Here is a 16,311-nt window from a genome sequence, read left to right on the forward strand (position 1 = left end):
CGGGACCATACCGAAACCCCCGACATCGAGGAGGCGATCCGCTGATGAACTGTCCTGAGTGAGATACGCATGGGAAACGTGACGTGTAACGCAATCTGGACCTGTTGCGAAAAGATCGGTGGTCAGTGCTGGGCACCGGCACGATAAGACCTTCAGATCATTCTAAAAATGAAGTGGCAGGCGCAGGTGACAGCTTCGACCGGTGTGGGGGCGCGGGATTCGGACCCGCTGCGGAACAAGATAGAGGCATGGAGCCGATCGCTGATCGACCTGGGCGGGCGAAACCGGCTCCTGCACTTCCGGGAGACCACGACGACCCTGCGGATCCAGGAGCCGCCGACCCAAACCTTGCTCGCCGGGCTCGGCCGCGGGTGGCCGTTCGCGTCTCTGGCCGACGACCCGGACGATGACGAGTCCGAACCTCGACCTCGTCCGGCGGATGCCGGGCACGGCATCCTCACCCAGAAGAACACCCAGCAGCAGCTCGACCGCGCGCTGCGCAGCTTGCAGACCAAGACGACGCAGATATTCAACGACTACGGCCTGTGGGTGCTCCAACTCGGCGTCGGGATGGTCGTATGGCGTGACGAAGGCGCGACTGTCGACTCCCGCGCTCCCCTACTCCTGTTCCCGGTGCGGATCGTCAAAACCGAGGATGGACGTCGGCGGCTCGAGTTCCGTGACGACGAAGAGGCCAAGCACAATCCGGCTCTTCATGTGAAGCTGGAGCAGCTGGAACTGAATTGGAGTGCGGTTCGTTCGATCGAGCCGGCGCCGGAGACTGTGGAATCGATCTTCGAGGCGGCGCGCCGGGCGGTGGCGCAGAAACCTGGCTGGAAGATCGACTCGGAGCAGGTCGTGCTCGGGTTGTTCACCTCCCACAAGGAGGCCATGTATCAGGATCTGCGCGATAACGTCGACAATGTCGCGGCGAGCGAGCTGATCCGGACAATCGGCTCCACACCGGGGTCCGCGCTGGTCTCCGACCGTTTCGACTTCGAGATGGTTCCGCAGGAACTGATCGATGTGGCGCAACCACCGGAAGAGGCGCCGCTGGTTCTCGACGCCGACGGGTCCCAACGACAGGCCGTGATCGCGGCGATGGAGGGTCGCTCGTTCGTCCTGGATGGACCGCCGGGGACCGGTAAGAGCCAGACGATCACCAATATCATCGCGGCCTTGCTGTATTCGGGTAACACCGTGCTGTTCGTCAGTGAAAAGGCCGCGGCACTGGATGTGGTGCTGAACAGGCTGAATTCTGTGGGTCTGGGATCGTTCGTGCTCGCCCTCCACAGTCACAACACGACCCGAAAGGCCGTCGTACACGAACTGGGACGGGTGCTGACCGAGGAACCGGTCGCGCCACCGCTGTCGGAGTCGGACATCCGAAACGCACAGCAGGCACGAGAACAACTCGGTGCCTATGCCTCGGCGATGAACGATATTCGTAAACCCCTCGGCCTCTCACTGCACGACGCGATCGGTCGGACCGGCCTTCTCGGTCACGCTCACGACGGCCGCCACTTGCTTCCGGCCACGTTCAACATCCACACCCTGGCCGCCGACACCCTCGAGGACATCTTGGACTTGATGTCCACCGTTGCCGCGCACTGGGACACTGTCACCGCGGCCGATTTCGCCTGGAGTGAGCTGCAGGCGCAGCCTATCGATGGGCTGAACGCACTGCGTAAGGCAGTGGCAGCACTTCGCGAAACGCAGTCGGACGCCGCGCGCTACAGCCGCCTGAACTGCGGAAACGGGCCCTTCGAACCGAGCAGCATGGAACGTCTGATCGCCCTGCTCGCGCTGGTGCCTGCCCGCCACGCCATTCCCCCGTCGTGGTTGACAATGCCGGAGAAGCAGTTCGGTTCGGAGGTCACGACACCGGTCGACGGGTTCCTCCACCGCCTGCGCGGACTCCAGCAGAAGGTCGACGCAGCAGTCGACACCGTCGGCGAACGCTGGCAGGAAATGCCCGAACGACTGCAACCCCATCCGAGCTCCGCAGAACGAGAACTCGCGAAACTGCAGCCGGTGGCCGTCGACCTGCAACCACTGACAGCCCGGCACGCGAACAAACTTGCCTCGGCGTTCGAGCGTATCGCGGACGAACTCGATTCGGCATACACCGACTTGACAGTGGTTGCCGAGACCCTGGGAATGCCGGCCATTGCCCGATTCGATCACGCTTCGAGCCTCTGCGAGCTGGCCGGCTTCGCCGCCTCGCCGAACCGTCCGCTCGCCGAGTGGCTGGTGCCCGAGGGCAGCCGATCGGCCGAAGGTGCCGCGGTTCACGCTCTCGCCGAGGCGATCGTCGATTTCACGGCCCGCCGTGATCACGTAGTGAAAGCCCGCGAGCTCGCTGCCCGCACCGCCGGGCCCGGCTGGTCGAACCTGCCTGCGTCGCTGCTCGCCGACCGACCGGTCAACGAGCAGGACCTCGGAGAACTGAGCCCTGCGGGCCTGTCGCTCGAGAACCTCGAGCACGAGGAGATTGTGACGATCGCCGACCGCTTCGAGGTTGCCGCGCATCGGCTCGACGCCGCGCACCGCCACGGTCGTAGCCTGGCCAAACTACTCCAGATCAGCGTTCCGGACAGCACTGCGGCAGCCGAGGCCATCGTTCGGCTGGTGCAATCGAGTACATCGACCAATCGCGCATTGGCGGGCTGGCTCGTTCCGGGAACGCTCGAACAGGTTCGTGCTGCCGAGCAAGCGATCGTCGCAGCGGAGCAGAAACTGCGCGAAGCAGAACGCGCTGCTCGGGAATGGTTCGTGCCCGAGGTCGTCCATGCCGCCGATTTTCCCGACCTTGTCGGCCGCATCGAGTCATCGACGGGGTTCTTCGCCGCACTGTCCAAACAAGCCCGCGAAGACCGCAAGCTGGCCGGAACGCTCAGCAACGGTGGGTCCTGGCAGAAGGACCTCAAGGACAAGTTGCCCGCGGCACTCGCCTGGCACCGGGCGCACGCTGCCTTCCGCGATTCGCTCGAGTCCCACTCGGCACTACTCGGCAGGTATGTCGCAGGTGAACAACCAGATCTGCAAGCACTGGCGGAAGCGATCCGGCATGCCGAGGAGATTCACCAGGTCGCGGCGACCGCCTTGGCGGACCCGAATCAGCAATCCCTGATCGCCGGCCAGCTTTGCGACGGGAACTCACCGACAGAGAAGGCGCTCGAGCACACCGCAGCGCTGGACACCGCACTGCGTGGCTGGCGGCACGACCTCGTATGGCACGTTCTCAGCCCATTCGCCGCGTCACTGGCCCAGCAATCTCTCGTCACAGCTGCCGAGTGGCTTCGTGCGCACGAGCAGCCGCTCCGCCGAGCCGCGCACGTGATGGAGACCGTCACGCGGATCGGCGGTGCCAAGCACGACCCCCGCACTCCTCCCGTACTGGAGGACACACGTAACGCATTGGCACACGCACTGCAGGCACAGCAGCTGAGCAGCGAATTCGAGGCCGCGACCGAGGCAGATCGACGCGTTCTGCGCGCGTGGTACGACGGTCTCGAGACAGATATCGGCACCGTAGGTCAAGGACCCGCCGACCACACCGCGGATGCCGACTGCGCGAAACTGCTACGTAAGGCTGTGGCGTCGGCAAGAGCGCGGGCACGCGACGAATCCGCCGACCTGCGTCTCCTGGGTCGCTACGGAACGGAACTCGATACCGCAGCACTCACGCAGGCCCTTCATGCCACCCGCCGAATCGAGCGGCTGGCCGACGAAGCTCTCACTGCCCCGGAGAGCCGTGAACTGCTCGTTGCCGCACTCGCCGATGGTCAGCGATCACCAGCGGACCTGCTACGGCGCGCGGGACGGATCCAGAGTGTGCTCAAAACGTGGAACCATCATCTCGGACAGCCTGAATTGCGCTCGGTATCCGCGGAATTGCGCGAGTGCACATTCGAGGAAGCTGCTCGGTGGCATCGCACTCACGTACCTTGCTTACGCGACGCCGCTGACTATATCCAGGACGTTGTCCGCGTCGATGGACGCGAAGCGGAGCCAACCCTCCGAGAAGCGCGTGCTGCTGTGGAATCCGTTGTCGGCGCACGGGCCGCACGTCAACGGTTCGAGAAGAACGAAACAGAAGATCGCGTCCTCCTCGGCGATCTCTATGCTGGGGGTGAGACCGACCGCGACAAGGTCGTGTCCGCGATGGACTGGGCACGAAAGGCTCGCCGAACCAACCGCCGTCCGCTGACCGAAGAGGCCGCCCTCGAACTGCTCACGATTCCGGCGGACCCCGAAGTGGCCGAGCGGTTCCGTCGTTGGCACACCGCTGCCGGCGAACTGCAGTCATGCTTCGACGGGGAGCGGGCACAACAACTGGCAACGGCTTTCGACAAGTCCTTCCAGGCTGCGGGCGGCGAATTGGCCCGCCTCGACGCCGACCAGAATGGGCCGCATCTGTGGAACGGACACCGAGACACCCTGCGCCTGCTGGCAAAGCACGACCTCGCGGAGCTTCCGGCGAGGCTCGGCCGAGAAGGTGCACCGGCCGGCCTGTTCCGCGAATCCATCGAACGTGCGCTGCTTTCCGCATGGATCGAGCACCATTTCTCCACTGACCAAAGGCTCGAACCGCACTTCGCGCTGGACCGGGACCGCTTGGTCCAGCGATTCCAAGACGCGGACGTCCAACTGGCAACTGTTGCCCAGTCGATGGTCATCGAGTCGTGCAACAGTCGCCGGCCGCGAGGTACCGCGGGCGGGCAGGCAGCGATCATCAGAAACGAGGCAGAGAAGAAGACACGGCATATGCCCGTGCGCAGGCTTCTCGACGAAGCCGCTGAGGTCGTGCAGCGGATCAAGCCGTGCTTCATGATGAGCCCGTTGACCGTCAGCCAGTTCCTGCCGACCGACTTCCGATTCGATGTGGTCATCTTCGATGAGGCGTCACAGGTGCTACCACAGGACGCGGTGAACTCCATTTACCGCGGGGATGCCCTCATCGTCGCCGGTGATCAGAAGCAGCTGCCGCCCACCTCGTTCTTCTCGATCGCGGAGGGCTCCGACGACGAGTGGACCGAGGAAGGCACCGACGTCTTCGAGTCGATCCTCGACGAGTGCAAGGCCAGCGGAGGCTTCCGGGACCTACCCCTGCGGTGGCATTACCGCAGTCGGCACGAGAACCTCATCGCCTTCAGTAACCACGAATTCTATGACTCCGGAATGGTCACATTCCCCGGCGCACTGGAACACGGCAACGATGTGGGCGTCGAGTTCTTCCCGGTCGACGGTGTCTACGATCGAGGCGGGCGGCGGGACAACCCGATCGAAGCGAAACATATCGCGGCACGGGTCGTTCACCACTTCGAGACTCGCCCGCTCCAATCGCTCGGCGTGGTGGCGTTGTCCAAGAATCAGGCGGATGCGATCTCCACTGCAGTCGAGCGCGCTATCGCAGACCGGCCGGAGTTGCGTGACCTCGTCAACGACGACGACCGGCTCGACGGTTTCTTCGTCAAGAACCTCGAATCCGTCCAGGGTGACGAGCGCGACGTGATCATCCTGTCGATCGGATACGGCCCCGACGACACAGGCAAACTGCGTTCACAATTCGGACCCGTCAACAAGGAGGGCGGCTGGCGACGTCTGAACGTCGCCATCACCCGTGCTCGCCGGCGAATGGAAGTAGTCGCATCGTTCCGCGGTGGGCAACTCCCCGATAGCGCGAACCGCAGTGTTCAAGCGCTCAAACGTTTCCTGCACTATGCCGAGTTCGGTCCCCGAACTCTGACGATCGAGGATGCCGACCCGGAGGCGCTGCCCGAGAGTCCCTTCGAGGAAGACGTCCTGAATGTGCTTCGCGGTTGGGGCTACCGGGTCCAACCCCAGGTCGGTGTCGCGGGCTACCGCATCGACATGGCCGTCCGACATCCGAACTTGCCCGGGATGTACGCGATCGGAATCGAATGCGACGGCGCCATGTATCACTCCTCTCGAGTGGCACGGGATCGGGATCGGCTGCGTCAGGAAGTTCTCGAGAATCTCGGTTGGACTCTGCATCGAATCTGGGGCACCGACTGGTATCGCAACCGGAAGGACGCGATCGCCCGCCTGCGAGAAGCGGTGCAGCAGGCATGCGAGAACGATCCCGTACCGGTGCCGCAGACACCGGCCGCGACCGCGCCGCCGGCACGTAAACGAGTGCCCACCGAGGTGACTGTGGTACCCGTGCAGGAGGCGGCTCCTTTTGGACAACCCTATGTCGAGGTATCAGGCCGCGAACTCGACAGTCTGCGCGCGACGGTGCTCCGTGATACTGGCTGGGACGGCCTCGATATTTCGAGTCCGGAGGCCGTCAAGGCAGCTGTTGTCATCGGCGCGCACATCATCGAAAGAGAGAGCCCGATCGAGGAGACTCGTCTTGTTTCCCGGATTCGCGCCGGCCTCGGGTTCGAACGAACCAAATCCAGGATTCAGGCCACTATCAACGCCGCCCTGGCGGATCTCGTGCGCAGACGCAAAGTTATCAAGAGTGAAGCGACCTACTCCTGGTCCGGTCATGAACTGCTGGAACCACGACAACCGACTCCCCAGGTCAACCGCGGCGTGAAGGATGTCCCGCCGGTCGAACGTCGGCTCGTCATCTGTCGGACAATCGCGGACAATCCGGGAATCACCTGGGATGAGACCCGGAAGGCTACGGGAACGTTCTTCGGCTGGTCCCGCCTCGGACCCGAAATCGCGCAGCGTCTGCAGGGCGATCTCGATCACCTCATCGGAACTGGTGAGGTCGAGAAATCGAACTCAGGAGGACTACGGCTCCATACGTGAGCGGTTTTTCGGGCGAGGCTGTGGCCGGCAGCGGTTCCGTGGCAGCGTCGAGCACCGAGGTCGGTGCCCTGGCGGCAGACAGGTGGCGCTCGCGGTGCTCATGCCCCCGGTGACCAGAGCTGCGCTGGAACCAGAACTGTCCAGACCTGCCCCGGCGCGAAGGGGATGGCCGTACCGGTGGGGGTTGTATAGGTGGTGCCTGCCTGCGGGGAGGGCCGGGACCACTCGGCCGGGAATGCTCGACCGTCGCGGAGTACCAGTGCCCGGCCGCTACCGGTTGTCTGGGCCAGGGGTGAGACGCTGCCCGCCACATCGCTGATGGCCGAGTCGCGCACCTGCACACTCTGCAGCACGACCGTACTCGCCATGAGCTGTCCGGCATCGGCAGCAGTGTAGGCGGCACCGTCCATGGACACCAACCACCGATGCTGGTCGGGTGACCAGTCGAAACCGATCACCGTGTCCGGATACCGCACTTCCTGATGCTGCGTGGGCCGGCCACCGGCAGGCACAGGGCCGAAGTGCGGTTGCGACGCCGCCGGCCAGCCACCGCCTGCGGGCAATTGATCCGAGCGAACGAACATATTGTGCGGAGCGTCGCGACTGTAGTCACGGTAGTACGCCCCAGGTAGCCGATCGGCCGAGGCGTTCTGCAGCGACGAGCGATCCACGGCGGCAACCAGCTCAGGTGCGGCACCAGAGGACGCCAACGCCGGATTGCCGAACTGGTCCAACAGCGTCAGATCCGTTTCCCGCGCGCTTCGGACAGGCCCGATCACCGGGGGTATGTCGGTCGAGAACACAGCGGCCAACCGGCTCAGACCACCCTCGACCGGCTCGACGTAGACCAGATCGGCGGCTCCGAGCCCTACCGGGGGTCGTGCCTGCGGACTGTTGTCTATCTTCGCGACCAGCACGGGCGCCCCTACCCCGGAGGATGTGTCCGGGCCGGGAGGGGCACGCTCGGGCCGGGTGCCGCTACTGCACGCGAACACAGCGCACATTCCCAGTGTCGTCAGGAACGCGGCAATCCACACCCACCATCGCTGTTGCATGGAGTCAACCCTTTGACGCACCCGATTCTACGCCGTGACCAGGGCAGGAGTGGTCGAGCCGGCCGCTGGACGAGGCTCATGCCTCCGGCGGACACCCCTGGAAGCAGCCCGGCAAGAAACACGTCGAACCGAGCCTGTGCGCAAAGGCCCGTGCCCACGCGAAGGGCGTCGTCGGGTGGTGACCGCGTTCGGCGCGACCACCGATACGCACCACCCGACCTCGCCTCCAGTTCTTGCGCCCACTGCGACGAATAGTTCCTGTCGCTGCCGTATGGCATTGTGCGGTGGCACGAATGGGGCACGGAACGAAGGAGTTCGCGATGACGGGGGCTTATCTGGTCGAGCTGGCGCGAGCGCTGAAGGCGGCGGATACGGGCGGTTGGCGCGAACCGGCGCTGCGGACGGTGATCGACGCCCTGGGCTGGCAGTGGCAGGATACCGATGCCGGACCGCTGCTGCTCCGAGGACCCGAGCCGGAGGCGGCCGGCGGAGCGCCCCGGCTGCGCCCTACGCGCCGCTTCGAGAAGGACTATGCGCATCATGGCGAGGAATACGTGGGGCTGTACGTGCCGGTTGCCGCGCCCGCGAGCGACGCTATGGGGATAGCACAGGCCTTCCGGGCAGCCGCTGAATCCCTGACCGAGGAGTTCGGCCCCGCCCCTATCATGGGCGTGTACGGCGACCCCGGACCGTTCTACGATTCCGCGCCTGTGTGGGGCAGTCCGTTCCTGCGCTGGCGGGAGCGGGAGAACACGCTGGAACTGCACGCCGGCGAGCACGGCCCCGAATTGCTGCTCCAGCCGACGGGCCCGGTCGAGAACTGGTTCTGGCGGCAGGGGCACGGCGAGCTCAATGCCCTCGGCGGCTTCTTCGGCAGCCGTCGCGACCCCGCCAACGCAGGCCTGAGTTTTCCGGGCCGCTGGCGCACCGACGACTGGGATCTCTTCACCCGCAGCCTCGGCGACTTCCTCCATACCCTCCCGGCCGAAACCCACGCCCTGGATATCAACCTGGACCTGGGATTCCATGCTCTGGTACCCGGCACCCGCGGTCCGATCGTGTTCCACCTGGTCTGCGAGGAACGACTGGAGATCGTCTACGACACCGAAGAACTCGGCGAGTCCATCACCGATCCGCGCTCGTTCGGTTGGATCCCGCACACCACCCGCCCCGCGGCGCTGGACCACTGGCTCGAGTCGCCCTACCACTCCGGGGATTTCGGCGTGGGTGAAGTGGACGGCCGTGCACTGGCGAAAATGATGGTCGACACCCTGCGTGACCTGGGCGTCGGCTCGCCGAAAGACCTCAGCCTGACTGACCACGCCCAGCGCGTCGGCGATTACGACGTCGACTACTACGGCCTCACGCTGCAAGAGAATCCGTAGGCGCCCGAAGGAGCCGCGCTCTACGCTCGGCGTCGTGGTCGGTGATCTCGAGGTCCCCTGTTCGCGCGGTTCCGCCTGCACCTTCTGCTCGTGAGGACAGGCGGTTGATCCCTTACACTCCGGTTGACCTGAGCCGCCGGGCGCGGAACTTCGTCGAAACCCACGGGATCCGTGTCCCGTACCACGACATCCGCCCGTACCGCGAAGTATGGCTGGAGCACGGGATACCGGCTGCGGAGATCGACCGGGCCGTGGCCTTCCAAGAGTCCTGGGGCGGCCTCGCCCTGCCCCCGGCTCCCGCGTACGAGGGCTGCCCGCTCTTTCTGGAAGCCGACGTCCCCGCAAGTCGGGACGCCGACGGGTGGTGCTTCGGGGCCGGAGAAGGTCGCGTATCCATGGCCTACGGATTCACGATCGGGCCCGGCGGTGAATTCGGAATAGACGCCGACCGTTGGACCCTGCTGCACGCCGGCACACAGGGATGGGTGGAAGCGCTTGCACTGGCCTACCACGCCGCCTATTGGGCCCAAACCATCACGAAGATCAAGGGCGACGCCGTCGAACAGGTGGACCTCGACGGATTCGAACCGGTACCCGAAACACAGGGGCTCACCGACACATGGTGGCGGGGCAAAGACTCACTCATCGCCATCTACCGCGGCGAAGCTGTCGGACTGGCCGCGCCGCACCGGCGAGAGGCCCATATCTACGGCGGACTCGACGCGCGGGCCCTGACTGAATGAACCACGCTCGCCGCCGAAATGTTCGTGCGCGATCGCCTCCGCCAGATCTCCGACCGGCTCGAGCCCGAACCGTGAGGCCGGCGTCCATCCAGCACGCGCGCAGGACCCCGATCGACTATCCGCCCACCGCTACACAGTCTTATCCACCCTGGTCAGCGCAGGGACGAAACTGTTCTGCCGGCCAGCGCAGCGCTGAATCGTTTCGTTTATTTCGGTTATCGGTATACTAGGACCGGAGGTGACCCATGACAGGAGTCCACACGGCCAAACGGATCGAACCCGGCGCGGTCGATGCCCAACTCGCGGCGCGAGCGATGCGCCGCATCCGGGACTACCTCGCCCAGCACCCCGACGAGGAAGAGATCTCCGTCGGCCGGGAAGTCGGCAGCGATGACGCCCTGATCGTGCCACGAGCCGTCGTCGATCTGCTGGCGTTCGTACTGGCGGAAGCAGCAAGCGGCCGCGGAGTGACCATAGTGCCCTCGGACGCGGAACTGACCACGCAACAGGCCGCTGACATGCTCAACGTGTCGCGACCGTATCTGGTGGGCCTCCTGGAAGCCGGGGAGATCCCCTTCCGCCTGGTGGGAACGCACCGACGCGTCAGATTCGACGATCTCCGCGCCTATCAACGCCGGCTCGAGGAGTCCGGTCGCGCCGCCGCCGACGAGCTCTCCGAACTGGGACAGGAATTGGGTATCTGAGATGGCCTGTGTGGTCGTATACGACGCGAATGTGCTGTACGGCAACACTTTGCGGGACATGCTGATCCGAGTGGCCCGATCCCGATTGGTGCAGGCGAAGTGGTCCGATCGAATCCTGGACGAAGCACTCGAGAACCTGGCTGCGCGCCGCCCGGATATCGAACGAGCGAAGCTCGACCGCCTACGGACATTGATGAATGCCGCGGTGCCGGACAGCCTCGTCACGGGATACGAGCCGCTGATCGAAGGGTTGAAACTACCGGATCCGGATGATCGGCACGTTCTGGCCGCCGCAATCAAATGCCACGCCACGATGATCGTCACGTGGAATCTGGCCGACTTTCCGGCGGAAAGCCTCGAACCTTGGCAGCTCGAAGCCAAGAGCCCCGATGATTTCCTCCTCGAACAGATCAGCATCGACGACCGGCGAGTATGGGCGTGTGTCCAGCAGATCGCGGATTCCCGGCGCAACCCTCCCGAAACGGCCGAGGATGTGCTCGACGCACTCGAACGAGCAGGGATCGTAGAAGCCGTAGCCGCCCTTCGCTCGGGCCGCTGAAACCGGCACTGGCCTCGGCCATCATCGCCCACGTAGTGCATCAGCCAGATGAACTGGTTGCGTTCGCGATCGAGCCAGGCGCCCCGATCTTGAAATCGAGTTCGAGGCGGAGCGGCACCACCAGATCCTGCCACTTGCCCGCCCACTCCTCGAGGAGGCCGTCCCGGATCGTGTGGGTCCGCAACTGCGTCCTACGAGGCTTATCCGTTCCCTCCACCACCAGCGCCGGGTTGCGACTCGGCTCGGTCGCAGGATCACGCCACCACCCTGGTCTCCAACGTGCCCGATCCGTCGGGGCGTGAGCGGTAGCCGGGCCGGACTTGCCGCTGATAGCCTCGCAACCATGGTCGATTCAGGGGGGAATCCCAACCCTACGGGCAGCATTACTGTTGTACCGGAGGAGGTTCGGGCTGTTGGACAATTCGTCGCGGACATCGCCCGGAACCTAAGCTCCGGTCTCGATTCGGCGAGCACGGATGTCGACGCCCTCCTCACCGACGGTTGGCGCGGCGACGCCGCCGGCGAATTCGCCGGCGGCTGGGCCGAATTGCGTGACGGCGGCATCAAGATCCTGCAGGCACTCGACGGCATGGCCGCCGAGCTCGGTGTCCAGGCCGGCAGCTACCAGGCCACCGACGAAGCCAACTCCCAGCAGTTCCCGAGCCTGAATCTATGAGCACCGAATTCACCGTCGATGTCGAACGACTCGACAACCTCGTCGCCCGCCTGGCCGGCCTGGCCGGTTACCTCACCGAACAACTCGACCTCATCGACGACAAAGTCGCCACCCTCGATGGCGCCTGGGAGACCGTCGCCGCCAACGCCTACCGCGACGCCCACCGGCTGTGGTCCACCGGCGCCCGCGAATTCGCCACCGGCCTGGCCGATATCAGCGATGCCGCCCGCACCGCGCACACCCGATACACCACCGCAGCCGAGGTCAACAGGAAGATGCTGGACGGTGCATAACCCATGACCTGGGTCATCGACTCCGGCATGTACTACGCCGCCGCGAACAAATGCCGACTACTGGCCGGAGACATCTGTCTGGCATTGGGCCCCTTGCACAGCACACTGCTGCACGAATGCGAAGGGATGGCCGGCGACCACAAGGACTCCGAAGCCTGGAGCACCGCCTACAACAAACACGCCACCGATATCGTCACCCTCGCCGCGACCCTGGCCAACGCCCTGCAACGCTTCGGTGATGTCCTGGCCGCCAACGGCTACAACTGGTGGCACGCCAACCGCGCCACAGCCAGCGGCCCCGAACCCGAACGCCCCACCGCCTCCGAGCCCCTTTACGACTCCGGCATGGAACTACCGGCCAACGCCAAAGGCGACAACGGCCCCGGCCTGGACGAAGGCGCGGTCGCCGGACTTTTGAAAGAGGTCGGCCGAATTCCCAACGGCGATGTCACCAGACTCGGCAAAGCCGCAGATGCCTGGAAAGCATTCGCCGAACACACCACCATCACTGGAGCCGCCGACCGGATCAAAGGCATCAACGCCGCGTTCACCGGCAGCACCGACCCCAACATCGCCGAGATCGAAGCCAAACTCACCACCCTGACCCAGACCGCCGAAATGCTGGCCCAGGCTTCCAGAGCACTGGTCACCCCCGTCGGCGACCATCGTGACGCACTCCAGGAGATGCGCGACGACATCGAGGCCGCAGTCGCCACTGCCACCAAAGAGCTCGCCGCCGCGGTAGTAATCACCGTCGGCATCGTCGCGGTCGCCGCCGCCCTCAGCGCCGGACTCGCCGCCCCCGCCGCAGCCGGCGGTGGTGCCGCGGTCACCGTCGAAATCGTCACCACCACCGCCGGCATCATCAAGAATGCCGTGTCGATCAGCCGCCTACTCGCCATCTTCGGTACCGTCCTCGCCGGCGGCACCGCCTCCGGCGCTTTCACCGCCATCCCCGATCTCACCACCAACGGCATCAACAACGCCCTCGCCGCCATCGCCGCCATGGCTGTCCACATAGCCACCGATGACGATGCGACCGGTCCCTCGAATCCGGGCAACACCCCCGGTACACCCGAATACGCGAAGCGTGTAGAGGAACTTGCGCAGGATCCAGCCAAGAACGGGAAGGTCAGCCCACAGTCGAGGCGGGAGGCAGAGGTCGGCTTGACCAATGAGAACGCGGGTAGAGTCGGACCGCTCGAGCGAGCACAACCAGGTCCCAACGGCGAGGACACCGGCGAATTCGTCGATACAGAGTCGGGCATTCACTGGGATGTCAAGAGCTCGCCGGATGTGATCCCGGATTATCGGCCGGCCGATGTCGCGGGTAAGCCCATACCCAATCCACAAACCGACGATCAGTTCGTGGAAATGATCGAGGACTCGCTTGCCGACGGAGAGGGTGTGATGATCGACCAAAGCGGCATGACAGAGGCTCGGATAGCTCATCTGAGACAACTTGTGGAGAGCCATCCCGAATGGCAAGGAAAGGTGCTCTGGTAGAAATGGCGACCACCTACGGCCGCACCGTTGCAGAGGTTCGTAACTGGCCGGTGAACCCAAGGGCTCACCAAGCCCTGGCCGACTATCTTGCGGCCCTGCCTGCCGACCCCACGACCGAAAGCAGCCCATCGATGCTGCTCAGCGGGCATGGTCTCGATTTCACCGGAGCGGATCTTTCCGGCCTGGATCTGCTCGGTGCGGAATTGAGCGAAGCGATCCTGACCGATGTGAGGCTGGTCGGCACCGACCTGTACACGGCATGGCTGACAGCCGCCGACATCAGCCGGGCGGATCTGACCGGCGCAGATTTCCGCAAAGTGCAGGGACGCGGTTGCCACGCCCAACATGCAGTTTTCCGAGGTGCGGACCTGCAGCGCGCCGACCTTTCGGAAGCCGAATTGACGGGGGCGGATTTCCACGGAGCCCGGCTACAGCGGGTCACCTTTTCCGGGGCAGATCTCCGCAGAGTGAATTTCAGTGGTTGCACCTTCGAGCGCACCAGGCTCTCCCGCGCACGGATCCAGGGCGCTCACGTCGAGGAAGCCGAAGGTCTGATCATAGGCCCCGTCGATATAGGCGAGGGCTCGCCGGTAGTGCTGGACGGGCCCGAACTGCAGGAATGGTTCCACTCCAACGGAGCCACCAACGTCCAGGTCCATCGAACTTAGCCCGAAAGGGTGCGGATCTGTCCGGACTGCAACTCCGAGCAGCAGCGCTGAATGAGTGCGAGCTTCGAGGTGTACAGGCTGTGGGTTCCGACCTCTATCAGGCCTGGATGTGGTCGGCGAACATCAGTCGAGCAGGCTTCTCCAGGACCAGCTCGGCCAAAGCATCCCGCGGGACCGACACCGACCACCTCGTTGACGCCAAGTGCCAAGTGCTCGACAGCTTGTGTCGAATCAGTTCTTCCCGGCGGTGCCGCTGCCCGGTATCGCTCGATGGGAATGGGTTCGGTCTGGGGGTGCGCCCCGGCCGGTGTAAAGCATGCCGTGCAGGTGGTCGCCTTCATAGGCGACCAGGCGGGCGATGCCGCGTTGAACACGGTGATCGTGCGGCTGCCGTCGATGGAGGTGTGTTCGACGGTGATGACCTCACGACAGACAGACCAATCGATCGTTCCGGGCGCAGCACGGCGGTCGCAACTGCCGAGTCGAATTCGATATGGCATGCTCGAAAGATCAACTGCGATAGGGGGAATCATGCGTACGGTGCCACCGGATTGGTATCCGGATCCGGAGAACGAGGGATTCCTGCGGTACTGGAACGGCCGATCCTGGACTCCGGACCGGCGGGTCGCACCGGTTTCGGAAGATCGGCCAGGAGAGGCATCGAAGGTCCCGTTGTTCGGTGCCCGGGGTTACGCCAAGCGGCAAACCGAGGAGCTGGCCGCCGCGCTCGCCGAGAACCGGAGACTGCGCGCGCAAGTGGAGCAATTCGGCGGGAGCGGGATCGACGATATGCAGCAGCTGCGCGATCGCCTCGAGGCGGAGGTCGCCGAGCAGCAAGCAGTACGCGACGAACTGCTGGCGCAGGTGGTGGACCTTCGCGAAGAGCACATCCTGCAAGAGATCGGCATATACGAATTCCGGCATCCGCTGTCGGATTCGATTGCCTACCGCGACGCACTGAAACGCTTACAGGGCGAGATCAAAGCGCAGGCGCGCCGTGACGCCGGCGCGATAGAGGCGTTGAAGGCGTGGGTGGTGGAGGGGTCGGTCACCGATGGCCGCAAGATGGTCAGGGAGTACTCGAAGCTGATGTTGCGTGCCTACAACGCCGAAACCGAGAACATCGTCCGAGGTCTCAAGCCGTACAAGCTGCAGAAGGAGCTCGACCGGCTCGATCGGCTCGCCGAGACCCTCAACAGGTTCGGCGCAACCATGCAGTTACGCGTATCTCCCGGGTACCACGAACTCCGGCGCCGCGAGCTGGAGCTGACCGCCGACCATCTCGAGATGCTGGCGCGACAGAAGGACTATGAACGTGATGAGCGCGAACGTCGCCGCGAAGCGGAGCGTGCCCGTCAGGAATATGCGCGGGAGCAGGCGAGACTCGAACGGCAACAGGAGAAGGAACACGCCACGCTGTCCGGGCTCGAAGCCGACGGCAAGGGCGATACCGAATCTGCGGATCAACTGCGTGCAAGTCTGGCGGAACGGGAACAGGCCCTCACCATCATCCGGAACCGGGCGAACGACACCCGTGGCGGCTATCTCTATGTCCTCTCCAATATCGGCGCGTTCGGAGAGGGCGTGGTCCAGATCGGCGTAACCCGCCGGTTCGATCCGGAGTCACGGATCCAAGATCTCAGCAACTCATCGGTTCCGTTCCGATACGACCGCCATATGATGTTCTTCGACCCGGATGCGGCCGGAATCGAAGCCGAGCTGCATCGCCGGTTCGAGCACAGACGGGTGAACAAGGTCAACCGCCGCCGCGAATTCTTCCGCGCCACACCCGCCGAGGTCAACGAACAGCTCCGGGAACTCACCGACACCTACTACGAGTTCACCGAACACCCCGAAGCGGTCCAATACCACCAGAGCCGCAATACCGACAGCGCGGCGGAACCGCGAACAACCGGGTAGCCCGGTCTTT

At 64.5% G+C, this 16,311-nt stretch carries 11 protein-coding genes and 1 pseudogene; 10 read left to right on the top strand and 2 right to left on the bottom strand.

Features of this window, described 5'->3' with window-relative positions:
- Positions 1-168 precede the first annotated feature (168 nt).
- Complete coding sequence (locus tag IG75_RS0131315) at positions 169-6,792, top strand: DUF3320 domain-containing protein (RefSeq protein ID WP_051715253.1); 6,624 nt, start codon at positions 169-171, stop codon at positions 6,790-6,792.
- Positions 6,793-6,890: 98 nt separating this feature from the next.
- Here IG75_RS0131315 and IG75_RS40480 read toward each other — a convergent pair whose 3' ends face one another.
- On the bottom strand, positions 6,891-7,268 hold the full coding sequence (locus tag IG75_RS40480) for a DUF3048 C-terminal domain-containing protein (protein WP_245713375.1): 378 nt from the start codon (positions 7,266-7,268) through the stop codon (positions 6,891-6,893).
- Between the two features lie 93 nt (positions 7,269-7,361).
- A pseudogene (locus tag IG75_RS40970) lies at positions 7,362-7,847 on the bottom strand (DUF3048 N-terminal domain-containing protein); the annotation flags it as partial.
- A 320-nt stretch (positions 7,848-8,167) separates the two neighbouring features.
- On the opposite strand from IG75_RS40970, the gene IG75_RS0131325 reads away from it, so the two are divergent.
- From IG75_RS0131325 to IG75_RS0131375, 9 genes are all read left to right on the top strand, one after another.
- Positions 8,168-9,232 (top strand): hypothetical protein, encoded by a 1,065-nt coding sequence (locus IG75_RS0131325; RefSeq protein ID WP_030524954.1) that lies wholly within the window; start codon positions 8,168-8,170, stop codon positions 9,230-9,232.
- Between the two features lie 104 nt (positions 9,233-9,336).
- Positions 9,337-9,975: a hypothetical protein gene (locus tag IG75_RS0131330; protein WP_030524955.1), complete on the top strand. Its 639-nt coding sequence runs from the start codon at positions 9,337-9,339 to the stop codon at positions 9,973-9,975.
- Between the two features lie 245 nt (positions 9,976-10,220).
- Positions 10,221-10,679: an excisionase family DNA-binding protein gene (locus IG75_RS0131335; protein ID WP_030524956.1), complete on the top strand. Its 459-nt coding sequence runs from the start codon at positions 10,221-10,223 to the stop codon at positions 10,677-10,679.
- A 1-nt stretch (position 10,680) separates the two neighbouring features.
- Positions 10,681-11,238 carry a PIN domain-containing protein gene (locus IG75_RS0131340; protein WP_030524957.1) on the top strand — a complete coding sequence of 186 codons (558 nt, stop codon included), beginning with the start codon at positions 10,681-10,683 and terminating at the stop codon, positions 11,236-11,238.
- A gap of 343 nt (positions 11,239-11,581) precedes the next feature.
- A complete protein-coding gene (locus IG75_RS0131350) occupies positions 11,582-11,914 on the top strand; it encodes a WXG100 family type VII secretion target (protein WP_051715262.1) in 333 nt (110 codons plus the stop codon).
- Entirely contained in the window at positions 11,911-12,207 is a 297-nt protein-coding gene (locus IG75_RS0131355; protein ID WP_030524959.1) for a WXG100 family type VII secretion target, read from the top strand. Before IG75_RS0131350 ends, IG75_RS0131355 begins: the two co-directional genes overlap by 4 nt.
- Before the next feature lie 126 nt (positions 12,208-12,333).
- A complete protein-coding gene (locus tag IG75_RS0131360; RefSeq protein ID WP_156059292.1) occupies positions 12,334-13,713 on the top strand; it encodes a hypothetical protein in 1,380 nt (459 codons plus the stop codon).
- Between the two features lie 2 nt (positions 13,714-13,715).
- Positions 13,716-14,381, top strand: a complete 666-nt coding sequence (locus tag IG75_RS36750) for a pentapeptide repeat-containing protein (RefSeq protein WP_162183821.1) — start codon at positions 13,716-13,718, stop codon at positions 14,379-14,381.
- A gap of 531 nt (positions 14,382-14,912) precedes the next feature.
- Positions 14,913-16,301, top strand: a complete 1,389-nt coding sequence (locus tag IG75_RS0131375) for an SNIPE associated domain-containing protein (RefSeq protein WP_051715267.1) — start codon at positions 14,913-14,915, stop codon at positions 16,299-16,301.
- The last annotated feature ends 10 nt before the right edge of the window (positions 16,302-16,311 follow it).

It is taken from the genome of Nocardia rhamnosiphila NBRC 108938 (assembly GCF_000720425.1).
Taxonomy (GTDB): Bacteria; Actinomycetota; Actinomycetes; order Mycobacteriales; family Mycobacteriaceae; genus Nocardia; species Nocardia rhamnosiphila.

What these genes read in the sequence shown, in the direction of transcription:
- IG75_RS0131355 (WP_030524959.1), top strand. Translation starts at nt 11,911, where the DNA reads ATGAGCACCGAATTCACCGTCGATGTCGAACGACTCGACAACCTCGTC.
- IG75_RS0131360 (WP_156059292.1), top strand. Translation starts at nt 12,334, where the DNA reads ATGGCCGGCGACCACAAGGACTCCGAAGCCTGGAGCACCGCCTACAAC.
- IG75_RS0131340 (WP_030524957.1), top strand. Translation starts at nt 10,681, where the DNA reads ATGGCCTGTGTGGTCGTATACGACGCGAATGTGCTGTACGGCAACACT.
- IG75_RS0131375 (WP_051715267.1), top strand. Translation starts at nt 14,913, where the DNA reads ATGCGTACGGTGCCACCGGATTGGTATCCGGATCCGGAGAACGAGGGA.
- IG75_RS0131350 (WP_051715262.1), top strand. Translation starts at nt 11,582, where the DNA reads ATGGTCGATTCAGGGGGGAATCCCAACCCTACGGGCAGCATTACTGTT.
- IG75_RS0131335 (WP_030524956.1), top strand. Translation starts at nt 10,221, where the DNA reads ATGACAGGAGTCCACACGGCCAAACGGATCGAACCCGGCGCGGTCGAT.
- IG75_RS0131315 (WP_051715253.1), top strand. Translation starts at nt 169, where the DNA reads ATGAAGTGGCAGGCGCAGGTGACAGCTTCGACCGGTGTGGGGGCGCGG.
- IG75_RS0131325 (WP_030524954.1), top strand. Translation starts at nt 8,168, where the DNA reads ATGACGGGGGCTTATCTGGTCGAGCTGGCGCGAGCGCTGAAGGCGGCG.
- IG75_RS36750 (WP_162183821.1), top strand. Translation starts at nt 13,716, where the DNA reads ATGGCGACCACCTACGGCCGCACCGTTGCAGAGGTTCGTAACTGGCCG.